The sequence below is a fragment of the Pontibacter actiniarum genome (assembly GCF_003585765.1).
Taxonomy (GTDB): domain Bacteria; phylum Bacteroidota; class Bacteroidia; order Cytophagales; family Hymenobacteraceae; genus Pontibacter; species Pontibacter actiniarum.
The window spans coordinates 3,205,198-3,229,824 of the sequence record NZ_CP021235.1 but is presented as its reverse complement, the minus strand read 5'-3'; the positions used below and the strand labels follow the sequence as shown (position 1 = coordinate 3,229,824).

The following is a 24,627-nucleotide window of genomic DNA, read 5'->3' as shown; positions in this document are numbered from 1 at the left end:
GAAAGAGTTTAAGGCTATAGGCAGGGAAAAGGGGCGAGGCCTGTGCGGCGGCGCTACATGCTAAACCTTACTGATGAAGTAAAACAGGGCAAAGCCAAGGTAGAATATCCCCGCCACAACCATCATAAAGTTGGTGAAGAAGCCGGGGGCGAGCGCTTTCGGAAGCCTCTGGTGGTTCAGGTACAGCGTCAGGAAAACCACAATGGGTGTGTGCGCGGTGGCCACTGCGCCTCCTATCGAAAGAATGGCTACCGGGTCCTGCACGATAAAGAGCAGCGCAACAGGGATGGCAGCACAAAAGACGATGGCATAGGCGTTCTTTAGCTGCCGCCGTTTGGTGACAAGGTCATAGAGCCTCTTTTCCTTTCCGTTGGCCTTATCAGAGGGGTGGATGTCGCGGCGGTTGTTGTAGGCGACTTTATCCGTTTTCCTGAACCAGGGTGCCAGCAGGATAAGGGAGGCATCTGCAAACATGCGCCCCCAGCCGTCCTGGTTGGCTAACACCGTGCCGCCCAAAGCAATGACAATGGCTGTAATAAGCAGCCAGAAACCGGCCCTGCCCCAGACCTCCGACAGCAGGCGGGTAAGGTCTTCGGCTACCTGTATGCCTTGGGGCACTATGCCTTTTGGGGCCAGCAGCTCCGCGCCCAGTGTCATGAAGGCAACGATGATAAGCCCGCCGCCTGCAACACCAATGGCCGCTGTGGTACCCATAATCCGGAACCACTCTTTCAGGCGCCCGGCGCGCTCCTGCTCTTCGCCGGTGTCTTCCGGGATATGCTCCACGTCTTCCGGCGATGCCTGCGGGCCGCCGTACTCGCGGGCCACCACCCAATAGGAGAACCACATGATACCGGCCGCCCCGGCAAGTATAAACCCCACCCACGGCAGCACAAACTGTATGTCGAAGTTCTGGGGGATAGACGGAACCGCGCCCGACAGCAGTGCCTGGCCCGAGGGTATCACCTTAACCGCTGTAACGACCACAATGAGCACCAGGAGCGCGGCCAGGGCGTTTGTGGCCCGCTCCACCCACCGGTACCGTCCCGATACCACCAGCACGATTGAGAACACGATCAGGCTGATCGCATAAAGCAGCTGGCTGCCGGGGAGGGCGATCATCAGGGCGCTTCCGGCCAGCGCAGCGATACCGGCTATCGTGACGACGGCGGCCACGAGCTGGGGCACAAAGATGAGCCAGATGGCCCAGCCGCTGCTGCCCGACAGGTCGTGGAACCCGTCGAGAATGGACTTGCCGGTTACTACGGTGTAGCGGCCCACCTCCCGGATCATCACCCACATAAGTATAAACACCACCAGGGCTACCCAAAGCAGGGAGTACTCGTAGCGGGAGCCGATGCGCGGCGTAAACAGCACAGAGCCTGAACCCACCGACGAAAGCATCCAGATCAGGCCCGGTCCATACCACTTCCAGCGGTCTTTGCCCTTGGGCGGTGCGGGAGTGGAGGCGCGGATTTCTTTTTTCTCGTCTTTTTCTGCGTCTTTTGTTTTCATAGCAAGTGGCAGGTTTTACCCCATACTTACTAAGTTGCCGCAGGGCAGGTTCTTGTACAACAGGTGTTTAGGGCGAAAAGTGAGTGCGTTGCCGCTAACAAGCAGTGAGGCGCTGCATTTGGTGCAGCGCCTCACGTTTTATGGCCTTGGCTAAAGCTGCCCTTGCTGCGGGGCCTGCTCCTGGTCTGTTCTGAAAGGGGAGGCGGGTAAGCCCTCCTTGTTGTACAGGTTGGCGCCTTCAGGGTTGTCTGACCAGGCGTAGCGAACAGCCACAGGGTGGGAGATGCTGTCGCTCCAAACGGTTACTTTATTCCCCTTGATTTTGGCTTTTGCCCAGGTAAACTGCTTGTCCGGGCCCGCTATGGCGAACCGCTTAAGTTCCCCGCCGCCTTTTGCCACCAGGCCGCTGCCTGTGTTCTCAAAGCTCAGGATAATTTTGTTGCCCTTCTTCTGCATGGAGGTGTAGGTGGGGCCAGCGTGAACGACGTTATCGCCGTAGGCCACCTTTTCGGCGGCGAGCGCCAGCCTTTGCCCCACCTCCTTTTTGCGCAGGGGGTGTATGTCGTTCCACTCCCCGAGGTCTATGGTTACCGCCATTCCGGTGTTGGGGAGGGCGAGCGCCTGCTGCTGCGCCTCGCGCAACATGGCCCAGCCACTTTCGGAGGGCTTGTCTTTTGCCTCCATGTAGTTGGCCAGCTGCACAAACAGGAACGGAAACTCTCCTTGGTTCCACTCGGCTCTCCAGTTTCGGATAAGGGCCGGGAACAGGGTGCGGTACTCTTCGGGGGTGTCAGCGTTAGACTCTCCCTGGTACCATATCACGCCTTTAATGCTGTAGTTGAGGAGCGGAGAGATCATGGCGTTGTACAGCCCCGTCGGTTTCCAGCGGACAAACGTTTGGCCGCCGAGCGGCTCCATAGCTGCCCCAAGCTTGTACTGCCAGTCCCCTTTCAGGTCGATGGCCTGTTTGCCGACCGTCAGCTGGTAGGGCTTGTCCAGCACGAACCCACCCTTGCCAGACTCGTTGATGATCCGGATTGCAATGGTGTTCTGGCCTTCTTTCAGCACGCCTGCCGGCACGTTGTACCAGCGGGGAGGGTACTGGTAGCCGGTGGTGCCAACAAACTGCCCGTTCACGAAAACCGAGTCAGCGTCCACAATGCGGCCCATGTTCAGGTCTGCGGGCTTCCCGGCCATGCTGGCAGGCAGTGTTACCTCTTTCCTGAACCACACAACCCCGTTCTCCTGCCCAAGCGCTGCGTCTGCCCAATAGCCCGGCACCTGCATGGTTTTCCAGTCGGAGGTGTTCAGGTGCGGGACATACCACTTTTGCTGCCCCTGGTGGCCTTTGTCTTTTTGGTTGAGCTGCGCATACCAGGCATTCCGCCGCGCGTTGTCCTGCTGCTCGATCCGGGTAATCAGGGTGCCGTCCTTAAAGCGCTGGGCCTCCTGGTAGTGCTCCGGAAAGGCTTTCAGGGCGTCTTCGCTGATCCAGGCCTCTGCCGGAGAGCCGCCCAGGCTGGCGTTTATCAGCCCAACCGGTACTTTATACTTGTCATGCAGCTCTTTTGCGAAGAAGTAAGCTACCGCCGAGAAGCCCTCAACACTCTCCGGGGTTGTCTTCTGCCATTGCCCTGCCTCCAGGTCCTCGCGCGCTGTGTTGAAATCATACTTCTGGGGCACGGCAAAGTAGCGGATGTTGTCATTGGAGGCGTTGGCGATCTCCTCTCCGTAGAGCGGCCGCACGCGCCGCATAGGCAGCTCCATGTTCGACTGCCCGGAGCAAACCCACACATCGCCAACCAGGATGTCGTTGAGTGTGATCGTGTTGCTGGCCTCCACCTTCAGGGTGTAGGGGCCGCCTGCAGGCAGGTCCTTAAGCATGATTGCCCAGTCGCCCGCCTCATCTGCCACGGTTTTGTACTTGTTGTTCCGGAAGCTCACGCTGACTTTTTCGTGGGGAGCGGCCCAGCCCCAGATTTTGACCTCGGCGTTCCGCTGCAGTACCATGCCGTCGCCGATCAGCTTCGGGAGCCTGGCCTGCGCGAAGGCTGTGCCTGTTAAAGAGAGAAAGAAGAGTAATGCTAGGTTAAGCTGTTTTGGTTTAAAGAACATGGCGAAGTAAGGATGGGTCAACAGATAGTTTATACTTGCCGCCGAGCGGTTTTGGCTTGTACTACGGAAACCGGCCGCCCGCAGAACGACTTATCTAGTTATGCAAATATTCGCAAAAACACAACCGGCGCCTCCAGGAAGCCGGCGGCGCGCTACTTTCCTCTCTAAAAATTTCCGACCTTTGCAGAAACAAGAAAACGGAGTTTTATGCAGAGACCGCTGAAACTGATACTGCTGGCCGGCCTGGCGCTGGTGCTCATCTACATCGCAAAAGACGCCTTCTTTAACGATGACAACTACATACAGCCCCTGCTAAAGGAGCGGGAGGAGAAGGATCTCTCGTTCAGGAGCCGCGCCAACACCCCCTTCGACGACGAAGGCCGGCGCGCCTTTAAAAACCTGGTGTACTACGAGCCGGACCTGGCGTACCGGGTAAAAGCCAGGGTAGAGAAACTGGCGCAGCAGGACACCCTGCTCATGCCGCTTACCAACGGCAGCTACGAACCGTACCTGCGCTACGGAGTGGCAGCGTTCGAGCTGCAGGACAAGCCCTACAAACTGACCCTGTACAAGAAACTGAGCGAAGAAAAAGACCAGCTCTTTGTGCCGTTCACCGACAAGACCAACGGCTTTGAGACGTATGGCGGCGGGCGGTTCATGGATGTGCCCTTCGAGGAGGGGAACGAAACGGTGATGCTGGACTTTAACCGCGCCTACAGCCCTTTCTGTGCCTACAACCCTGATTATGTGTGCCCCGTGCCGCCCAAAGACAACCGCCTGGACATCGCTGTTCCGGTAGGGGAAAAAACGTACGAAGGAACGCATTAAAGCGGGCTGTGAGACGAAGGGGCTCAGGGCAAAAGATAAAACCGGGACAAGGGCTGGCTTAGGGCCAGAACGTTTTATACGGTAGTGGTAGAGGCCTGCTAGATTCCGGGTTCCCCAAGTCTTTTGTCTAATTGTCTTTCATTCTATAACAGAATTATCCTTAATTTTGAAAAACATGGGCCCTCAGAAAAGGCCCTACCATAAAGATCAACAGAAAAGAATATGCTGATTTCATTCGACTGGCTGAAACAACTCATACATATTGATAAAAGTGCTGAAGAAACAGGTGCGCTGCTAACCGGTGCCGGGCTAGAGGTGGAGGGAATCCACACCTTTGACGTGGTGCAGGGAGGCCTGGAAGGTATTGTGATAGGAGAGGTGCTGACCTGTGAGCGCCACCCGGACGCTGACCGCCTGAACATTACCACCGTAGACATCGGCGCGGCTGAGCCAAGCCAGATCGTGTGCGGTGCGCCAAATGTGGCCGCCGGGCAGAAAGTGGTGGTTGCCACCGTAAACAGCACGCTTTACCCTGCCGGAGGAGAGCCCTTCAAGATCAAGAAGTCCAAGATTCGCGGGGCAGTGTCCGAAGGGATGATCTGCGCCGAGGATGAGATTGGTATCGGGGCGTCGCACGCCGGCATCATGGTGCTGGACACGGACCTGCCGAACGGTACGCCAGCCGCGGAGTTCTTCGGCCTGGGCTCTGACAAAGTGTTTGAAATAGGGCTGACGCCCAACCGCGCCGATGCCGCCTCGCACTTCGGGGTGGCCCGCGACCTGCAGGCCCTGCTGCATGAGCAGGCGCAGCTGCCAAAGGTGGGCGATTTTAAGGTAAACAACACCTCCCGCCCGATTGCGGTGGAGGTACAGGATGCAGAAGCCTGCCCACGCTATGCCGGCGTAACGGTGTCAGGCATAAAAGTTGGCCCGTCGCCGGAGTGGATGCAGAAACGCCTGCGCGCCATCGGCCTCTCGCCCATCAACAACGTGGTGGACGTAACCAACTATGTGCTGCACGAGCTGGGGCAGCCGTTGCACGCCTTCGATGCCGATAAAATCACAGGCGGTAAGATTGTGGTGAAAACGGTGGAGGCAGGCACCACCTTTAAGACACTGGACGGTGTGGAGCGCAAGCTGCATGCCACAGACCTGATGATCTGCAACGCCGAAGGGCCGATGGCCATTGGCGGCGTGTTCGGGGGCGAGGAGTCCGGCGTAACCGACGAAACGAGCAGCATCTTTATCGAGAGCGCCTATTTCTCGCCAGGCTGGGTGCGCCGCACCGGCATGGCCCACAACCTGAAAACCGATGCCTCTTTCCGCTTTGAGCGCGGCACGGACCCGAACATGGTGATCCTGGCCCTGAAGCGCGCGGCCCTGCTGGTGCAGGAGGTGGCCGGCGGTGAGGTAAGCTCTGAGCTGGTGGATGTGTACCCGGAGGCTATCAAGGACGCTGAGGTGCTGCTGAGCATTGAGCGCACGCACCTGCTCATCGGGCAGCACATTGGAGCAGAGCGCATCAAAGCCATACTTACAGACCTGGGCATCCAGGTTACGAACGAGACAGAAACGCACCTGACGCTGTCGGTGCCGCCTTACAAGGTGGACGTGACGCGCGAGGCCGATGTGGTGGAAGAGATTCTGCGCATCTACGGCTTCAACAACATTCAGATGGACGAGAACCTGGCCACCACTTTTCTGGCGAAGTTCCCGAACCCTTACGCAGAGGATGTAACGGAGGCCATTATGAGCTACATCGCGGCGAACGGCTTCCACGAGATCATTACCAACTCCATCACCAACTCCAACTACTACCAGCCTGCCGGAGAGGCAGAGGTGGCCAGCCTGGTAAAGGTGGTTAACTTCAACTCCGAAGACCTGGACGTGATGCGCAAGAGCATGGTGTTCTCTGGCCTGGAGGTGCTGCGCCGCAACATCAACCGCCGCCAGCGCGACCTGAAGCTGTTTGAGCTGGGCAAAGTATACGAGCAGCAGGACGGGGAGTATAAAGAAAGCCGCAAGCTGTCGCTGTACATGGTGGGCAACGTAACGGCCGAAAGCTGGAAGCAGCCAAGTATAAAGTCCGCCTTCCACGATTTGGCGGGGGTGGTGCAGAACGTGCTCCGCAAGCTGAACGCCGGCGACTTCGAGGTGCAGAACCTGGAGAACAACGGCTACATGCGCCAGGGCATCGCGTATGTGAAAAACGCAACCGTGGTAGCCGAGCTGGGCGTGCTGGATGCCGGCGTGACCCGCTTTATGGAAGTGAAGGAGCAGGTGTGGTATGCCGAGCTGAACTGGGACTACCTGCTGAAGAAGTATAAAGACAAGCTGGTGGCCGAGGAGCTGCCGAAGTTCCCGGAGGTGCGCCGCGACCTGTCGCTGGTGGTAGACAAGAACGTGACCTTTGACCAGCTGAAGAAGGTGGCCTTTAAGGTGGAGCGTAAACTGCTGCAGGGCGTGAACGTGTTTGACGTGTACGAAGGCGATAAAATAGAGGCAGGCAAAAAAGCCTACGCCCTGAGCTTTACCCTGCAGGACAGGCAGCAAACGCTGACCGACAAGGTAATCGACAGCACTATGAACCGCCTGATGCAGCAGTTTGAGAAACAATTGGGAGCTTTTATCCGCAAATAGTGTTATGCCAAAGGAAAAGCAATTACAACAACTCCAGCATATTGAGGATAAACTGCGAAAGCTCATTCAGCGCCATACAGAGGTGCAGCAGCGGCTCGTGCGCGCACAGGAGCAGCTAAAGCAGCTGGAGGGTTTGCTGGAGGAGAAAGATGAGCAGATAAAAAATTTTCAAAATCAAGAGAATATTGCTAAAATTGTAGATACGATAGCAGGAAACACTGCAAATTCGACAGAGTTAAAGCTCAAGCTGAACGAATACATCAGAGAGATTGATAAGTGTATTGCTTACCTACAAGACTAAGTACGAGTGCTGTATGAACTCAGAAAGGACGGGTAAGCGTAACCATAACCAACGCAACGGATGAGTGAATTATCGATAAAGATTCGCATCGCGGAACGCGAGTATCCGATGCGGGTGAAGGAAGAGGAAGAGGAGAGAATCAGAGCAGTCGGAAAGATCCTGAACGAGCGCTTGCGCTTTTTCAAAGATCAGTTTGGTATACAGGACAAGCAGGATCTATTGGCTATGGTGGCGTTTGAGACCATGGTGGAGAAGATGAAGCTGGATGAGGAAAGAGCCTCGCATGTATCCCAGGTAGACCAGCAACTTAATCTTCTGGACGATCTCTTATCATCAGTTAATAAATAGGCAGCGGCCGCAGGCGGTCCTGTTTATACTTCGTTTAGGGCTAAAAGCCGCACACACTGTTCCCTTTGCAGGCACTTGCTATACGTGTTATAAACCATAAACGCTTATAGTTATGCCCGATATCCTTTACATTTTACTAACAGCTCTTGTAGCGCTCGGAGTGGGCGTGTACATAGGGCGCTCCCTGCTGCAGAAAGTATACAAGCAGCAGGAGGAAGACGCGCGTCAGCGCGCCAAGAACATTGTTCGCGAGGCAGAGATCAACGCCGAGAGCATCAAAAAAGACCGTATTCTGGAGGCGAAGGAGAAATACCTGAAAATGAAGTCTGAGTTCGAGGAGGAGACGAACAAGAAGAAGAACATCATCATCCAGAACGAGAACAAGGTAAAGCAGCGCGAGCAGCAGGTACAGAAGCAAATGGAGCAGGCCAAGCGCCTGGAGGCCGATCTGCAGAAAGAGAAAGACGGTTTGCAGGCGCAGCTGGATAAAGAGCGAAACAACCTGCAGGCGCAGCAGGAGCAGCTTAACAAGCGCAAAGAGGAGGTAGAGCAGCAGCACCAGGAGATCGTTGGCCAGCTGGAGAAGATTGCCGGCCTGACAGCCGCCGAGGCCCGCGAGCAGCTGGTGGAGGCCCTGAAGAATGAGGCCCAGTCGCACGCTTCGTCGCACATCAAAGATATTGTGGCGCAGGCAAAGCTTACCGCTACCAAAGAAGCCAAGAAAATCGTTATCGAAACCATCCAGCGGACTGCCGCCGAGCACGCCATTGAGAACTGCGTGTCGGTGTTCAACATCGAGAGCGACGACATCAAAGGCAAGATCATTGGCCGCGAAGGGCGTAACATACGTGCCTTAGAGGCTGCCACGGGTGTGGAGATCATCGTAGACGACACGCCGGAAGCGATCATTATCTCTGGCTTTGACCCGGTTCGCCGCGAAATCGCACGCCTGTCGCTGCACCGCCTGGTGGCCGACGGCCGTATTCACCCTGCCCGCATTGAGGAGGTGGTGACCAAGACCCGCAAGAACATTGAGGAAGAGATTGTAGAGATCGGTGAGCGCACCGCCATTGACCTGGGCATCCACGGGCTGCACCCGGAACTGATCAAGATGGTGGGCCGCATGCGATTCCGCTCTTCTTATGGCCAAAACCTGCTGCAGCACTCGCGTGAGGTAGCCAACCTTTGCGCCACCATGGCCGCCGAGCTTGGCCTGAACGTGAAGCACGCCAAGCGCGCCGGTCTGTTGCACGATATCGGTAAGGTAACCCCGGACGAGCCGGAGCTGCCGCACGCGATCATCGGTATGGAGCTGGCCAAGAAGTATAAAGAGCACCCGGATGTGTGTAACGCCATCGGTGCCCACCACGACGAGGTGGAGATGACCGCAATGGTGTCTCCGCTGGTACAGGCCTGCGACGCCATCTCCGGTTCAAGACCGGGTGCCCGCCGCGAGATCATGGAGTCGTACATCAAGCGCCTGAAGGAGCTGGAAGAAGCCGCTGTTTCTTTCGACGGTGTAAACCAGTGCTACGCCATCCAGGCTGGCCGCGAGCTGCGCGTAATGGTAGACGCCGACAATGTAACAGATGAGAAAGCCGCACAGCTGTCCTACGACATCTCGCAGAAGATAGAGAAGGAGATGCAGTACCCGGGCCAGATCAAGATTACAGTTATCCGCGAGATGCGCGCCATCAGCTACGCCAAATAAGCAGTATACTTGATTATTAAATAAGGTTAAACCGCCTGCTGCATTTGTGGCAGGCGGTTTTGTTTTGCAGGTACGCTTCTGTGATACAGGCTAACGGCCACCGCTATTGCCCCTGCGGCGCATCATCGAAAGGGTACTGCTGCCAGCAGATGGCTGAACAAAGTTAGGTGTTAGGGTGGTGGCTTTTGGCTATGTACAGTGGAGAAAGCAGGAGAATGACCACCGCCATCACCTCCAGGCGCCCTACCCACATGAGTCCCGTCAGGAGGAGCTTGGCACTGTTTGGCAGGTCGGGCCCTGTGAGGCCGGAGCTAAGCCCCACATTGCTCAGGGCAGAGGCCGAGTCAAATACCACCTGGTCGAAGGTGTACTGGTCGCCGACAAGCACCGACAGGCACAACGTGCCTACTGTAAGGGTTGCCATCCAGATAAAATAAATAACAGCAGCCTGCTCTATGTTTCTATCTGTTACCTTGGGCTTCTTCGCCTCCTGATCAAAGTAGAGCGGGGGCTCCTCGTCCTCCGGCAGCCATGCCTTTTTCGCGCCCCTCCAGATCCCCTTCGTAAACCACGCCACACGCTCCGTTTTGATGCCCCCGGCAGTAGAGCCAGCGTTACCTCCAAAGAGCATCAGAACAACTAACAGAAAGAGGGGAGCCATGGCCCAGGTGCTGAGCTTTGCGGTGTTGAGCCCGCAGGTTCCTAAGGCGGAGGCAACCTGAAACAGGATGTCGATAAACGGTGTGTCTGGCTTTATCAAAACCATGGTAAGCAGGGCTACGACCAGCAGTGCGGCAAAGTACCGCAGCTGCGTCTGCTTTAACACGGACTTGATATCGCGCCGGAAAATGAGCAGGTAGTGCGCTTTAAAGTTTATCGCTCCTACAACCATAATAACAACTGCCAGGGCCTTGATCAGCGAAGAGTAATCGGTGAAGCTTCTTGGTGTAACGGAAAAGCCACCTGTGCCGATGGCCGTCATGCCGTGGTTTAGCGCCTCCCAGAAAGGCATGCCGGCAAGGTAAAAAGTAAGGATGGAGGCGACTGTGTATGCCACGTAAATCCACCATATCTTTTTGATGGTGGCTGTGGCGGGAGCGTCATCTATGGTCCATTTTCTTGTTTCGGCATGGTACAGTTTCCCTTTGTCGTGGTTGAAGCTTAACAGCATGGACGCAAGCATGATCACACCAACGCCTCCTATCCACTCCATAAACGATCGCCCCCACTGCAGGGTGTAGGGCAGCTGGCTGGGGTTCTTTACCATGGTGAGACCCGTTCCGGTAAAGCCAGACATGGACTCGAAGAAGCAGTTTGTCGGTTGTAAGAACACCGAAACTGCGGGGTAGGTGTTTTCTGGTGCGGCAAGGGCAGTGCCGTAGAAGGCAATAATGCCAAAGAGCGGGAGCAGTAGCCAGGCAACAGTGACGAAGATAATAGACAAGCCTGCTGCTGATTCCTGAGAACTCTTAACAGGTTGGAACAGCAGCTGCCCGACCCCAAAGCTGACAACTGCCATGAGGGCAAACGGGGGCAACGCAAACCATTCCTTAAAATAAATAATAACAGGTAGTGTTACGAAGGCAAAAACGGCAGGTAAGTAAAGCAGCTTACCGACATCCTTCAAAAAGGCTTTGAAGTTTACGCTCAAGAGGTATATGTTAAGTTATGTGCATGTTTTAGGCTGCACTGCTACATGCCCAGCACAACCGAGTTAGTTTAAAAGAACCGTAATAGAAATACCTTCACAGGGTTGAAAAGGTTAAAGCGCCTGCTGTAATTCAGGAGGTGAGCCCCGGTTATCGTGGGGGACTATGGCTCCAGGAAGGTAAACTTGCCCTTGGCTTTGATGAAATCTGGCGTGTTAGAGAGCGATGTATAGAAAGGCTTAGCGAATAAGCAACCGTAGTCAAACGCCCTTCACAGCCTTGTATCAAGGTTGGACTAAATGTGTACAGGCTTTTTAAGTGGAGCACCCACAGCACTTCTTTGGGGGGAGCGGCTAATAAAAAAGCACCCGCAGAAACTGCGGGTGCTTTACACTTAACTTAGCTATAATTGGTAGGACTAGTTTATGGTCTTGTCAGCCTGTGTGCCTCTGCAGGCTGTGCCGATAAGTATCTCTCCTCCGGCAGGGCCGGCCCCTCTCGTGTGTCTGTTCTTGTTTCTTAAATAGGTAGCATGGTGTGTTTTTGCTTTAGTTTTCGGATTGGATTCAAAACTAAAAGCTAAGTGTGGCAGCGGTCGGCAAGACAACAGGAGATAATCTTAGCCGCCGCGCCATACTTATTGTCTAAATAAACTATATATAAAATGCGCAGAGCGCGAAGGTCCTAGGCATTTGTGTTTTCCTCGCCCTTTTGCAAGCAGCAAGGGCAGAGCTCGTGTGTTTGTGGGCGTGCTGTACAGGCAGCACCTTTGGCAGCCTAGCTTAGGAAGGCGTTCAGCATCCACAGGGTCTTCTCGTTCTCGTGAATGTCTTCGCTGATGAGGCTTACTGTGCCTTCGTCTCCCGTTTCTGCCGCCAGTTTCAGAATCTCGCGCTCCAGGTCAAGCAGTATGCTCAGGTTCTGGTGCGTAGCAGACACCGTTTCCTTGTCGCCGCTCAGGTTGGCTGCCTCCTTAATGCTGGACAGGCGCATATAGTCTGAGAACGTGTGCAGCGGCTGCTGCCCGATTGTCAGGATGCGCTCCGCGATGGCATCGATCCTGGATAGGGCGCTGCCGTAAAGCTCCTCAAACTTATCGTGCAACTGGAAGAAGTGAATCCCCTTGATGTTCCAGTGAAAGCCCCGCAGGTTCTGGTAGTACAGGTGGTAGTTTGCCAGCAGCTCATTCAGTTTCTCTGCCACGTGCCTGCTGTCTTCTTTCTGTAATCCGATGTTTGATAGTTTTTCCATTTTTCTAGTTTTATCTCTCTGTTGTTCGTTGTTGTCGTTACAAATGTCTCACAAATACCTATATATATCAAATTGATAGTTTTTATACTTTGATAGCTTAAACCTATTATGTACCTTTACACTAGCCTGAAAGCCAGTAGGCGCACAGGGGCAGCCTAACTAATAATTTGCCATGACACTCGTACAGTTAGAATATTTAGTAGCCGTAGACACGCACCGCCATTTTGCCACAGCCGCAGAACACTGCTTCGTTACGCAGCCCACCCTGAGCATGCAGCTGCAGAAGCTGGAGGAGGAGCTGGGTGTACAGGTGTTTGACCGCAGCCGCGTACCGGTACGCCCGACCGAGCTGGGGAAGGACATTATAGCGCAGGCGCGCGTGGTGCTGGCCGAGAGCAAGAAGATACAGGAGATGGTGCAGAACCAGCAGCAGGAGCTGAGCGGGGAGCTGCGCATCGGTGTTATCCCCACGCTGGCCCCTTACCTGATACCACTGTTCGTTACGAGCTTTCTGGAGAAGCACCCGCAGGTGCGCGTGGTGGTGCAGGAGCTGCTCACAGATCAGATTGTAGAGAAGCTGAACCACGAGCTGCTGGATGTGGGGCTGCTGGTAACACCGTTGGATAACAAGAGCATAAAGGAGCTGCCGCTCTTCTACGAGGCTTTTGTGGCTTACATCAACCCAAAGCACCCGTTGGCGCAGCACCCTCGCATAGAGGCGGGGCAGTTGGACATGAGCGAGCTCTGGGTGCTCAATGAAGGGCACTGCTTTCGGAGCCAGGTCCTCAATATCTGTAACCGCGGCGGCGGCGGAGGGAGCGACAGCAGCGGGCACCTCGACTATAAGAGCGGCTCTCTGGAAACACTCAAGCGGATTGTGGAGAGCCAGCATGGGCTAACCCTGCTGCCGGAGCTGTCGGTGCTGGAGATGCCGGAAGAGAAGCAGAAGCTGGTGCACCCTTTTGAGGAGCCGCAGCCGCTGCGTGAGGTGAGCCTGGTGGTGCACCGCAGCTTCCTGAAGAAAAAGCTGATCGAGGCGCTCAGGCAGGAGATTATAGACTCCGTGCCGGACGCTATCAAACTGCGCAAGAAGGAGCAGGTGGTGGCGGTAAAGTAGCGTGTAAGGCAGCCGGGGGAGGAGAACCGCTGGTGCGGTGAGCACCTTATCCAAATGCGTTACAAGGTAGAGTTGGTAAAGCCATTGGCTCTTCTGAAAGATGGCTTGAAACTTCCTCTGCTGCTATTTTCTTTCGCAACCTTAGCTACTCACGAGCTACTGCGGGCCATCGGCTGCAGCAGCAGCGGCACGCAACAGCACAGGCGCTGGAGAGTAAGTATGGCATGCATCCAGTGAGAGAGGCACAGGTGATAAGGGACACAGAAGTTGATAAAAGAAGCCACTTCTGCAGTGGGTATAAGTATAAAACAGGAGAGGCTGCCTTTGTGGGGCAGCCTCTCCTGTTTTATACTTTAGAAAGTATGACTAAGCGTTGATACCAGCCTCTTTCAGAGCTTTTACCATTGCGTCGCCAATTTCAGCAGGAGACTCTACCACATGGATACCGTTCTCACGCATGATCTTCATTTTAGCGGCAGCTGTATCCTCAGCACCACCCACGATAGCACCGGCGTGGCCCATGCGGCGACCTGCAGGAGCAGTCTGGCCAGCGATGAAACCTACAACTGGCTTCTTGTTGCCTGTCTCGCTGATGTACTTGGAAGCCATGGCTTCGTAGTTACCGCCGATCTCACCGATCATAACGATTGCGTCTGTCTCAGGGTCTTCCATCAGCAGCTGCACGGCGTCTTTTGTAGGCGTTCCGATGATCGGGTCACCACCGATACCGATAGCAGTAGAAATACCAAGGCCGGCTTTTACAATCTGGTCAGCGGCCTCATAGGTCAGCGTACCAGACTTAGAAACGATACCGATGCGGCCTTGCTTGAACACGAAGCCTGGCATGATACCAACTTTCGCCTCGCCTGGCGTGATAACACCCGGGCAGTTAGGGCCGATCAGGGTCACATCCTTGCCCTGCAGGTAGTTTTTAGCGGCTACCATGTCTTTCACAGGGATACCCTCTGTAATGCACACAATAACTTTAATACCGGCTGCAGCAGCCTCCATGATAGCGTCAGCGGCAAAGGCTGGCGGAACGAAAATGATAGACACATCAGCCCCTGTCTTTTTCACAGCGTCTTCTACTGTGTTGAAAACCGGCAGGTCGAGGTGGCTGGAGCCGCCTTTGCCCGGAGTAACACCACCAACTACGTTTGTGCCGTACTCAATCATCTGTGACGCGTGGAAAGAACCTTCCGAGCCTGTGAAGCCCTGCACAATCACTTTCGAATCTTTATTTACTAAAACACTCATGTGTATCTTTTTTAGTTTGTGTATTGACCGTCGAACTATAAGGTAGTGCAAAAATAGGCTTTTTTGTGGCCTGTGCAAAAAATAGTTGCGGCTAATATACCCCTGGGGCCGGAACCTGTGGCCTGAAAGTGGGGTTTACAGGTCGCGGGTCTGTGGCGCAGGGGCAGGGGAGCTATGCCTTTGGGTTCTAACCGTTTGATTCTGCAGGCACCCGGCCGGGCCCGTTACGCCACAGCCAGGGCAGGGGCAGCGGAGTCTCATATTTTCCTTATATTTGCACCCGAATTCTAAAAGACGACAGATGAAGTATCTGAATAATATCACCGAGGCAATCGGTAACACACCACTGGTAAAACTAAACAATGTAACGGATGGCATCAAAGCCACTGTGCTTGCCAAAGTAGAGTACTTTAACCCGGGCAACTCGGTAAAGGACCGCATGGCTGTAAAAATGATTGAGGACGCGGAGAAAGCCGGCGTCCTGAAGCCAGGGGGCACTATCATAGAGGGCACCTCCGGCAACACGGGCATGGGCCTTGCGCTGGCCGCCATCGGCAAAGGCTACAAGTGCATTTTTACGCTGGCCGATAAGCAAAGTAAGGAGAAGATGGATATCCTGCGCGCTGTGGGGGCGGAAGTGATTGTTTGCCCTACCAACGTGTCGCCAGACCATCCGGACTCTTACTACTCCGTGGCCAAGCGCCTGAACGAGGAAATCCCGAACTCCTTTTACCCGAACCAGTACGACAACATGTCGAACACGGCGGCGCACTATGAAACCACCGGCCCGGAGATCTGGGAGCAGACAGGAGGCAAGATCACGCACTGGGCTGCAGGCGTAGGCACAGGCGGTACCATCTCGGGCACATCCAAGTACCTGAAAGAGCAGAACCCTGCCATCAAAGCAGTCGGCATCGATACCTACGGCTCAGTGTTTAAGAAGTACAAAGAAACCGGCGAGTTCGATGAGAAGGAGATTTATTCCTATGCCACAGAGGGTATCGGCGAGGACATCCTGCCGAAGAACGTGGACTTCGACATGATCGACACCTTTGTGAAGGTGACAGACAAAGACGGCGCCGTGATGACACGCCGCCTGGCGCGCGAGGAAGGCCTGTTTGTGGGTTGGTCTTGCGGATCAGCTGTTTATGGAGCGCTGGAGTATGCCAGAGAGCACCTGACGGAGGACGACGTCATGGTTATCCTGCTGCCAGACCACGGTACCCGCTACCTGGGCAAGATCTACAACGACGACTGGATGCGCCAGCAAGGCTACATCGACTAAGCAGTCCTATACCTGCAAAACAAAAACCCAGCCCTACCGGTTGGGTTTTTGTTTTGCAGATTCTTTATATCTTCCTATGTGGTGCAGTAACATCGGCCACGTATAACAGTATAAGAAGTCAGAGCACAGCCTCTGCTGCCTGTTGCACAGCTAAACGGGCCTATACGCCCGGATGCCTTCCGGTACGCTGTTAATGGGCTTTTTGATTGTACATCTTTGGTGCGGTACAGCGGAGCGGGGCCGGGAAATACAACTTCGGTAGAAAGAGAATCAGGTTTCTGTACTCAGATTATCAGAAGATTGTATACTTTTGTGAAGGGCAACAGCATTCAATTTTACGAAAGCATGAGGCAGTTGCAGTTATTGCTGTCGCCCTGTTGATTACAAGTGACATTCACACTATGAGAAAATTATCTGGCGTTCTGCTTATTGACGACGATGATACAACGAACTTTCTGAATCAGCGCCTGCTCGACAGGATGCAGGTAACAGACAACGTTCGCACCTTCGTTAACGGTAAGCAAGCCTTCGATTACCTATATAACGTTAGCAACAATAATTACGAAGCAGAGAGTAAGAACTACTTTAAGCCGGAGCTGATTTTCCTGGATATCAACATGCCGGTGATGGATGGCTTCGAGATGCTTGACCTGTACGAGCGCCTGGACCAGAGCTTTCGCAAACATATTGTGATGGTGGTGCTTACCACCTCCACGCACCCGCAGGATACGGCTAACTCGCGAAAGTACAATGCCGAGTATATCACCAAACCCCTGACAGCTGAGAAGGTGAGCGGGCTGCTGGAAAAGCATTTCGAGGATACGCAGGAAAGCGAGGACGCGTAACAGGTATAAAAGAATTAACACAAAAAGGGGCAGCGCCACAAGGCGCTGCCCCTTTTTGTGTTATAAAGGAGTAAACCGCATCAGCGCGAAGAGCCGGGGCCGCTTGCCAGCACACAAGCCAGCAAAGCGGCCTTGGCAGCCTCCGGTTCACACGTGTCGCTATTCGGCCACAGGCACGAACTGGAACGTGTCGCCGTTGAAAAGGCCCTTGTCGCTGAGCTTGAGCGATGGGATTACGAGCAGCGCCATAAAGGAGAGCGTCATGAACGGCGAGGCAAGCTTGCTGCCCATCTCTTTGCTCATGCGGTCGATGGCAGAGTAAGCCTCGGCCACTTTGTAGCCATCCTGTGCCGACATGATGCCCGCCACCGGCAGCGGCAGCAGCTGCTCTTTGCCCATACCCACGGCAGCTACGCCTCCTTTGGCCCCGATGATGAGGTTCACGGCCTTGGCGATGCTCTCATCATCCACGCCCACGGCAATAATATTGTGCGAGTCGTGGCCCACGGAAGAGGCAATGGCGCCTTCCTGCAAACCAACGTTCTTGATGAAGGCCACGGCCGGAATGCTGTTCTCGTACCGGTTCACAACGGCGATCTTCAGAACGTCCTGCGCCACATCCGACTCAACAAAGCCGTTGCGCACATTTGGTGTGGCCCAGCCCTCCTTGGTGATCAGCTGCCCGTCAAACGCCTCGATCACGCGTACCTTCTGCGCCGCGCCCAGGGGCACCTCAAACTGCTGCGCCACCTTCACGTCTGTGTTAAAGTTGTTGATCTCCTCGCTTGGGCTGAAAGTGATGTTCGACTTGCCCTGCTCCGCCACCAGCTCACCGTTGATGTAGGTCGCCAGCACGTTAAAGTTTTCCGGGTTGTCTATAAGTATAAAGTCGGCGGCATCGCCTTCGCGGAGCAGGCCAACCTCCAGCTTGTAATGCTCCACCGGGTTGAGGCAGGCGGCCCGCAGCACGTGGAACAAATCGTTGCCCTTGGCCAGCGCCCGTTTCACCAGCAGGTTAATGTGGCCCTCCACCAGGTTGTCCGGGTGCTTATCGTCGGAGCAGAACATGATGTTGGGGTAATGCTGCGGCAGCAGCGGGATCAGGGCCTCGAAGTTCTTGGCGGCGCTGCCCTCGCGGATGAGGATCTTCATGCCCACCGCCAGCTTGTCCAGCGCCTCTTCGGCGGTAAAGCACTCGTGATCGGTGGTGATGCCGGCGGAGGCGTACCGGGCCGCCTGCTCCCCCATCAGCCCGGGGGCGTGCCCGTCCACGGCTTTGCCGTACTTCTTGGCCAGCTCTATCTTCTCCATCACCTGCGGGTCGCGGTTTAGCACACCGGGCCAGTTCATCATCTCGGCCAAGTACTTGATCTCGTCCCGCTGGAATAATTTTTCGATGTCGGCAGCCGTTATCTCTGCGCCGGCTGTCTCAAACGGTGTGGCCGGCACGCAGGAGGGAGCCCCGAAGTAAAACTTGAACGGTACTTTTTTGCCGTTCTCCACCATGTACTCCACGCCTTCTATGCCCAGCACGTTGCCGATCTCGTGCGGGTCCGACACAGTGGCGATGGTGCCGTGGGGCACCGCCAGGCGGGCAAACTCGCAGGGCACCAGCATGGAGCTTTCCACGTGTACGTGGGCATCCACAAAGCCGGGCAGGATGTAGTTGGACTTGCCTGTGGCCTCCCGAACTATTTTAGAAATCCGCCCGTTTGACACATGAACCGTGCCTTCGTAAATTGCATTGGTATGTATATCGATGATGCGTCCGGAGACGGAGAAATCAGTGTGCATAATGTTAGGTTTTGTTCTTAATTTGCCCTGTGTTTTGGGCCTAAACCGGTAAATTACTTTATATTTGCGTTAAATTCAGTCGTTTTGAGAAAGATAATTTCATACATCGTTTTAGCGGGCTTTCTGGCAACGGGTACGTTGTCGGGCTGCTCCAGCAAAACACCCCAGCAGCGGAAAACGGCTAAATACCTGAAAAAAAGCAAGCGCGGCGCACAGCCCTGCCCTTGCGACTCCAATTAAGTTATCCTTTTTTTGACTTCCCTGTTATGAAGAAAATTGTAATCGCGCTCGACGGGTATTCCTCATGCGGTAAAAGCACCACGGCCAAACTTGTGGCTGCCGATCTTGGTTATGCTTACATAGATACCGGGGCCATGTACCGAGCGGTTACATTGTATTTTCTGGAGCACCATGTGTCGCTGACTAACCCCAGGGAAATCAGGGAGGCGCTGGATAGCATCGACGTTGAATTCCACTACAACCCCAAGAAGAAGCGCAACGAAGTATACCTGAACGGCCTGAACGTGGAGGATGAGATACGCAAGATGTATGTCTCTAACCAGGTAAGCGAAGTGAGCGTGATACCGGAGGTGCGGCGCGCCATGGTAGCCCAGCAGCAGAAGATGGGCAAGAAGCGCGGCGTGGTGATGGACGGACGCGATATCGGCACAGCTGTTTTCCCGGATGCGGAGGTGAAGGTCTTTATGACGGCCGATGTGGAGACGCGCACCAAGCGGCGCCAGGTCGAGCTGCTCGAGAAAAAGCAGCTGGTGAACCTGGACGAGATCAGGGACAACCTGCTGAAGCGCGACCTGATAGACTCTACGCGCGCCGAGAGCCCGTTGCGCCAGGCCGAGGATGCGCACCTGCTCGACACGACGCACATGACCATAGATGAGCAGGTGGATTTTGTGCTGGAGCGCGTGACATCGCAGCTCCTGAAAAATGAGTTTGCAGCACAACAGAACTGAAGCGAGAGAAAATGAACGTAACCATAGACAAGAACTCCGGCTACTGTTTCGGTGTGGAGTTTGCCATACAGATGGCCGAGGACGAAATGGAGGGATGCGAAGAGCTGTATTGCCTCGGAGATATCGTGCACAACAGCATGGAGGTGAAGCGCCTCTACGAGAAGGGCCTGCGCATCATAGACAGGGAGCAGCTGCAGGAGCTCCGCGATTGCAAGGTGCTCATCCGTGCCCACGGCGAGCCGCCGGAAACCTATAAGCTGGCGCTGGAGAACAACATCGAACTGATCGACGCCTCCTGCCCGGTGGTGCTGAAGCTGCAGAACCGCGTAAAGCACGCGTTTGACAAAGGCTTGCCCGACAACGCGCAGGTGGTGATTTACGGCCAGGTTGGCCATGCCGAGGTTATCGGTTTGGCCGGGCAGACACGCGACGAGGCCATTATTGTAACCACGGAGGAAGACCTGGACAAGATCGACTTTACCCGCCCGGTAACGCTCTTCAGCCAGACCACCAAGAGCACCAAGGGCTTTTACCACATCAAGTCGCTGATAGAGGAGCGCCTGCAGCAAGCCAACCAGGATAGCACCGCGGTGCCTGAGTTTGACGCCAACGACAGCATCTGCCGGCAGGTGTCTAACCGTGAGCCGCAGCTGGCCCGGTTCTCCACAGAGCACGACGTGATTGTGTTTGTGAGCGGGAAGAAAAGCTCCAACGGAAAGGCCCTGTATAGCGTATGTAAGCAGCACAACCCCAGCAGCTACTTTGTGGAAAGCGAGGAGGAACTACAGGAGGAGTGGTTCACGAACGCCAGCAGTGTGGGTGTTTGCGGGGCAACCTCTACGCCGATGTGGCTGATGGAGCAGGTCGCGACAAGTATAACCGCCTTCGAGGCAGAGCAAGTGTAAACATTAGCGAAATACTATAAAAGCTTTTGCTAATTTAGGCTTTGCTTCGGCAAGGCCTTTTTTTATGCACAACATACAATGAAAACCCTTATCCGCTACTTTCTAAACGGACTTCTCATTATTGCCCCTATCGCCCTCACTATCTTTATTGTGGTGGGCATTATTGATTGGCTGGACAGCATGTTTGACCTGGGCATACCCGGTTTGGGAATTCTGCTGATGGTGGTGTTGCTGACACTTGTCGGCTTTATCGGCTCCTCCTTCTTTGTGAAGCCGTTTCTGGTGGTAACGGAGCGCCTGCTGCATAAGGTGCCGCTCGTGAGCATTATCTACTCCAGCATTAAAGACCTCTTTGACGCCTTTGTGGGCGATAACCAAAAATTCAACAAGCCGGTCATGGTGAAGATGGCAGAGGACTCCGACAACCACAAGCTCGGCTTTGTGACACAGGATGCCCTGCTGCAGCTGAATATCGAGGATAAGGTGGCCGTATACTTCCCGCACTCCTACAACTTCTCCGGAGAACTGTTCCTGGTGCCCAGGCGCAACGTGGTGTACCTTGACCTGCCGAGCTCGGAGGTGATGAAGTTCATTGTGTCCGGTGGCGTGTCGAGGCTGTAGGCCGGGCGCGGCGGCGCTTCTCCCGGGGCGGCCCATTTTTATAAAAGTAGAAGGCTGAAGCGGCAGACAGCTTGTATGCATGCCGAATAATGTGTAATATGCATAGGTAGCCTTGCCGGTGCATCGTTAACCATCATCTATACTTCTATACAAAGTGCCATTTCTCCTACACGACAGGTCTAAGCTGCACTACCGCGTGATCGGGCGCGGCAGCCGTGTGCTGCTGGCTTTCCATGGCTACGGGCAGAGCAGCAGCTATTACCTGCCGATGGAAAAGGCGCTGGGCGAGGACTACACGATCTATGCCTTCGACCTGTTCTACCACGGGCAGAGCCACCTGCACAAGCACAACATGCCGCTCACCAAGGAGTTTCTGGCAGCCTTTGTAACGCATTTCCTCGAAAAGCAGGGCATTGAGCGCTTCTCGCTGATGGGCTTCAGCATGGGCGGCAAGTTCGCCCTGACGCTGGTGGAGCAGATGCCGCAGCGCATACAGGAGCTCTTCCTGATTGCCCCGGACGGTATCAAAACAAGCTTCTGGTACAACATTGCCACTTACCCGGGCTGGCTGCAGCAGCTCTTTAAACGGACGGTGCTGAAGCCGGAGCCGTTTTTTAAAATGCTCCAGGTGCTCAGCAAGTATAACTTAGTGCACAAGAGCCTGCTCCGCTTTGCCCATTACCAGATGGACAGCACACCGAAGCGCCTGCGCGTGTACCGCAGCTGGATCGGCTTCCGCGACCTGAACTTTGACATCCGCAGAATCGTGTCGCTGCTTAACCAGCACAAAGTGCCGGTGCTGATGTTTCTGGGGGAGTATGACGAGATCATTTCGCCGAAGCGGGTGGCCGTGTTTGTGGATGCGCTGGAGCAGGGAGAGCTGGTGATGCTGAAAACGGGGCACTCACACCTGTTGCAGGAGGTGGCGGACATGCTGCACGCGAAGCGGTCGGGCTAAGCTCAGTTCAGGTCTTTGTTGGGCATGAACAGCGGCGGCAGGAAGTAATAGCGGCCATCGAGGCGGGCAGCGTTAAACTGTACCACAAAAGGCAAGCTGCCGGGGGAGGTGAGGGTGAGCCTTACGGGGAGAACGGCGACGCGATGCGGGGAGGCGGGCACGCCGGTCAGCACGCTTTTCACCTGCGTGTCAGGCCAGCTTACCTCCAGGGCTATGCCGTCGCGCACCACCTGGCTGAAGCCTTTCTGAAAGTCATACTGCATCTCATCGGGTGTGTAGAGCACAAGCGCCTCCTGAACAGGGAGAACACCCGTCAAAAGCATTTTATCATATACCTGCTTGCTGATCATGTGCGGGCTCACCGGGTCGAAGTTGGTGCGCTGCAGGGCCTGGTGCAGCAGCAGCGCCAGGGCTTCCGCGCTCTCAGCGCCGGCTACCTTGTTGTGCGCCAGGCGCTGCACGGCCAGAGAGTCGGGCTCCTGGGCCAGGGCGGGGGCAGTTGCCAGCGCGGCCAGTGCTAGTGCCATCGTCCATCCAAACCACATTTGCTTTGCCATACTGCCTGCTTTGCCTGTTGCGTAAACATTGTACTTCCGTAGGAGTATACGTACCTTAGTATTCTGCGGCCGTGCGGCGCCTGCTGCACACGCTGTACTTAAACCTAAACCACTATATCAAAACTACCGCAAGAATGAAGGATCTATTGCGCCTGCTGTGCCTTGGCATAACCCTCACGGCAATCAGCACAGGCTGTTCCTCTGACAACTCAGCCAACGACGCTACCAAAACAGGACCAACCGAAACAGAGCAGGCCGCCGGTGAGCGCACTGGCGCAAACTTGCCCACAGGGCCTATCGATAAAGACCTCCAGCGTATAAAGCTGCCGGAGGGCTTCCGCATCGACTACTATGCCAAAGACGTGGAAAACGCCCGCTCCATGGCCATGAGCGAGTCCGGGATACTGTTTGTGGGCACCCGCAGCAACGACAAGGTGTTTGCGGTGGTTGACCAGAACAACGATGGCAAAGCCGATGAAGTAGTGGAGGTGGCCTCCGGCCTGAACTCCCCGAACGGGGTGGCCATCCGAAACGGTGACCTGTACGTGGCCGAGATCAACCGCGTGATCAAATACCCGAACATAGAGCAGGCGTTCCGCAACAAACCCAAGTACGAGGTGGTGAACGATGACTTCCCGAGCGATGCGCACCACGGCTGGAAGTACATCGCCTTTGGCCCGGACGACAAACTGTACGTGCCGGTGGGGGCGCCCTGCAACATCTGCAAATCAGAGAAGCCGATCTACGCCAGCATCACCCGCATGAACCCGGATGGCTCCGGCCTCGAGATCTACGCCGAAGGCGTGCGCAACACCGTGGGCTTTGACTGGAACCCCGAAACGGGCAACCTGTACTTTACCGACAACGGCCGCGATATGCTGGGCGACAACCTTCCGCCCGATGAGCTGAACCGGGCGACGGAGAAGGGCCAGCACTTTGGCTACCCTTACTGCCACGCCGGTGAGATTGCCGACCCTGAGTTTGGCAAGCAGCGCGATTGCAGTGAGTTTGTGGCCCCTGTGCAAAAGCTGAACCCGCACGCGGCCTCCCTGGGCATGAAGTTCTACACGGGCAGTATGTTTCCGCAGGAGTACAAGAACGATATCTTCGTGGCGGAGCACGGCTCCTGGAACCGCTCCCAGAAAATCGGTTACCGTGTTATGCTGGCCACAACCGATGGCAGCGGCAACGTAACGGGCTACAAGCCTTTTGCCGAAGGGTGGCTGCAGGGCGAGGAGGACTGGGGCCGGCCGGTGGACGTGCTGGTGATGGACGACGGCTCGCTGCTGGTGTCAGACGATAAGAACAATGCCATTTACCGCATTACGTACGCGCAGTAGCACCCTTGCCAGAGAAGAAGCGGAGACAAGTATAAATTGCCGCCGGAGTGAACCAAAAAGCCCCGTTTATACTTTCTTTATTCATGCTCGCGCATGCTGAGTTCGTAATTATTACTCTATCTTTAGCCGCTGATGAGAGAGGAAAAAACAAACAAACCCAAGCCGGAAAAGCTGCTGATCGGGCGGCGGGAGCTGGTCTCCTTTCCGGAGCTGGACATAGAGGAAATAGAGGCGAAGATAGACACAGGCGCCTTTACATCGGCCATCCATTGCTCTGACATACATGAGGAGCTGCGCCCGGACGGGAGCAAGGTGATCTGCCTGGACCTGCTGGACCCGTCGCACCCGCAGTATAACCACAAGAAGCTGGAGTTTACCGAGTATGACCTGCGTGAAATTAAAAGCTCCAATGGCGAAAAGCAGGAGCGCTTCGTTATCAGGACCAGGATCAAGCTTTTTGAGGCGGAGATTGAGGCGGAGTTCTCGCTATCGGACCGCAGCGACATGAAGTACCCGGTTTTGCTGGGCCGCAAGCTGCTCAAAGGCCGTTTTGTGGTGGATGTGGCCAAGAAGAACCTGGCGCACAAGTATAAGATCAAACACAAACAGAAATAAAAGC

Annotated in this window: 20 protein-coding genes and 1 pseudogene; 14 read left to right on the top strand and 7 right to left on the bottom strand. The window is 55.2% G+C overall.

What is annotated here, in order from left to right; genetic code table 11:
• Positions 1–60: 60 nt before the first annotated feature.
• Together CA264_RS13860 and CA264_RS13855 are read right to left on the bottom strand one after the other, a co-directional pair.
• Complete coding sequence (locus CA264_RS13860; protein WP_025607982.1) at positions 61–1,515, bottom strand: Nramp family divalent metal transporter; 1,455 nt, start codon at positions 1,513–1,515, stop codon at positions 61–63.
• 150 nt (positions 1,516–1,665) lie between these two features.
• Positions 1,666–3,630: a sialate O-acetylesterase gene (locus CA264_RS13855; RefSeq protein WP_025607981.1), complete on the bottom strand. Its 1,965-nt coding sequence runs from the start codon at positions 3,628–3,630 to the stop codon at positions 1,666–1,668.
• A 207-nt stretch (positions 3,631–3,837) separates the two neighbouring features.
• Between CA264_RS13855 and CA264_RS13850 the strand changes: the two genes are divergently transcribed.
• From CA264_RS13850 to rny, 5 genes are all read left to right on the top strand, one after another.
• Complete coding sequence (locus CA264_RS13850; RefSeq protein ID WP_025607980.1) at positions 3,838–4,458, top strand: DUF1684 domain-containing protein; 621 nt, start codon at positions 3,838–3,840, stop codon at positions 4,456–4,458.
• Between the two features lie 222 nt (positions 4,459–4,680).
• On the top strand, positions 4,681–7,098 hold the full coding sequence (gene pheT, locus CA264_RS13845; protein ID WP_025607979.1) for a phenylalanine--tRNA ligase subunit beta: 2,418 nt from the start codon (positions 4,681–4,683) through the stop codon (positions 7,096–7,098).
• Between the two features lie 4 nt (positions 7,099–7,102).
• The gene (locus CA264_RS13840; protein WP_025607977.1) at positions 7,103–7,399 is read left to right on the top strand and encodes a hypothetical protein; all 297 of its coding nucleotides are present in this window, start codon (positions 7,103–7,105) and stop codon (positions 7,397–7,399) included.
• A 60-nt stretch (positions 7,400–7,459) separates the two neighbouring features.
• Positions 7,460–7,747: a cell division protein ZapA gene (locus tag CA264_RS13835; RefSeq protein WP_025607976.1), complete on the top strand. Its 288-nt coding sequence runs from the start codon at positions 7,460–7,462 to the stop codon at positions 7,745–7,747.
• Between the two features lie 112 nt (positions 7,748–7,859).
• Positions 7,860–9,458: a ribonuclease Y gene (gene rny, locus CA264_RS13830; protein ID WP_025607975.1), complete on the top strand. Its 1,599-nt coding sequence runs from the start codon at positions 7,860–7,862 to the stop codon at positions 9,456–9,458.
• A 163-nt stretch (positions 9,459–9,621) separates the two neighbouring features.
• Here the strand turns inward: rny and CA264_RS13825 are convergent, their stop codons facing one another.
• Both CA264_RS13825 and CA264_RS13820 read right to left on the bottom strand, forming a co-directional pair.
• On the bottom strand, positions 9,622–11,109 hold the full coding sequence (locus CA264_RS13825; RefSeq protein WP_025607974.1) for a TrkH family potassium uptake protein: 1,488 nt from the start codon (positions 11,107–11,109) through the stop codon (positions 9,622–9,624).
• A 775-nt stretch (positions 11,110–11,884) separates the two neighbouring features.
• Positions 11,885–12,358, bottom strand: coding sequence for a Dps family protein (locus tag CA264_RS13820; protein WP_025607973.1), 474 nt, complete (start codon positions 12,356–12,358; stop codon positions 11,885–11,887).
• Between the two features lie 172 nt (positions 12,359–12,530).
• On the opposite strand from CA264_RS13820, the gene CA264_RS13815 reads away from it, so the two are divergent.
• Positions 12,531–13,475, top strand: coding sequence for a hydrogen peroxide-inducible genes activator (locus CA264_RS13815; RefSeq protein WP_025607972.1), 945 nt, complete (start codon positions 12,531–12,533; stop codon positions 13,473–13,475).
• A gap of 366 nt (positions 13,476–13,841) precedes the next feature.
• Here the strand turns inward: CA264_RS13815 and sucD are convergent, their stop codons facing one another.
• Positions 13,842–14,732 carry a succinate--CoA ligase subunit alpha gene (gene sucD / locus CA264_RS13810; protein WP_025607971.1) on the bottom strand — a complete coding sequence of 297 codons (891 nt, stop codon included), beginning with the start codon at positions 14,730–14,732 and terminating at the stop codon, positions 13,842–13,844.
• 301 nt (positions 14,733–15,033) lie between these two features.
• Here sucD and CA264_RS13805 point away from each other — a divergent pair.
• Together CA264_RS13805 and CA264_RS13800 are read left to right on the top strand one after the other, a co-directional pair.
• Positions 15,034–16,014: pseudogene (locus tag CA264_RS13805) on the top strand (PLP-dependent cysteine synthase family protein); the annotation flags it as partial.
• 404 nt (positions 16,015–16,418) lie between these two features.
• The gene (locus CA264_RS13800) at positions 16,419–16,862 is read left to right on the top strand and encodes a response regulator (protein WP_025607968.1); all 444 of its coding nucleotides are present in this window, start codon (positions 16,419–16,421) and stop codon (positions 16,860–16,862) included.
• Between the two features lie 159 nt (positions 16,863–17,021).
• Here CA264_RS13800 and ade read toward each other — a convergent pair whose 3' ends face one another.
• The gene (ade, locus tag CA264_RS13795) at positions 17,022–18,656 is read right to left on the bottom strand and encodes an adenine deaminase (RefSeq protein ID WP_025607967.1); all 1,635 of its coding nucleotides are present in this window, start codon (positions 18,654–18,656) and stop codon (positions 17,022–17,024) included.
• 266 nt (positions 18,657–18,922) lie between these two features.
• Between ade and cmk the strand changes: the two genes are divergently transcribed.
• The 4 genes from cmk to CA264_RS13775 all read left to right on the top strand — a co-directional run bounded on the left by cmk (position 18,923) and on the right by CA264_RS13775 (position 22,111).
• The gene (gene cmk / locus CA264_RS13790; RefSeq protein WP_025607965.1) at positions 18,923–19,627 is read left to right on the top strand and encodes a (d)CMP kinase; all 705 of its coding nucleotides are present in this window, start codon (positions 18,923–18,925) and stop codon (positions 19,625–19,627) included.
• Between the two features lie 11 nt (positions 19,628–19,638).
• Entirely contained in the window at positions 19,639–20,532 is an 894-nt protein-coding gene (locus CA264_RS13785) for a 4-hydroxy-3-methylbut-2-enyl diphosphate reductase (protein WP_025607964.1), read from the top strand.
• Between the two features lie 78 nt (positions 20,533–20,610).
• Positions 20,611–21,153 (top strand): DUF502 domain-containing protein, encoded by a 543-nt coding sequence (locus CA264_RS13780; RefSeq protein ID WP_025607963.1) that lies wholly within the window; start codon positions 20,611–20,613, stop codon positions 21,151–21,153.
• A 154-nt stretch (positions 21,154–21,307) separates the two neighbouring features.
• Positions 21,308–22,111: an alpha/beta fold hydrolase gene (locus CA264_RS13775; RefSeq protein ID WP_025607962.1), complete on the top strand. Its 804-nt coding sequence runs from the start codon at positions 21,308–21,310 to the stop codon at positions 22,109–22,111.
• A gap of 2 nt (positions 22,112–22,113) precedes the next feature.
• On the opposite strand, the gene CA264_RS13770 is transcribed toward CA264_RS13775, so the two are convergent.
• Positions 22,114–22,668, bottom strand: coding sequence for a hypothetical protein (locus CA264_RS13770; protein WP_119570446.1), 555 nt, complete (start codon positions 22,666–22,668; stop codon positions 22,114–22,116).
• A 134-nt stretch (positions 22,669–22,802) separates the two neighbouring features.
• Here CA264_RS13770 and CA264_RS13765 point away from each other — a divergent pair, with 134 nt between their 5' ends.
• Both CA264_RS13765 and CA264_RS13760 read left to right on the top strand, forming a co-directional pair.
• Complete coding sequence (locus CA264_RS13765; protein WP_084196259.1) at positions 22,803–24,008, top strand: PQQ-dependent sugar dehydrogenase; 1,206 nt, start codon at positions 22,803–22,805, stop codon at positions 24,006–24,008.
• A 132-nt stretch (positions 24,009–24,140) separates the two neighbouring features.
• Positions 24,141–24,623 (top strand): ATP-dependent zinc protease family protein, encoded by a 483-nt coding sequence (locus tag CA264_RS13760; RefSeq protein ID WP_025607957.1) that lies wholly within the window; start codon positions 24,141–24,143, stop codon positions 24,621–24,623.
• The last annotated feature ends 4 nt before the right edge of the window (positions 24,624–24,627 follow it).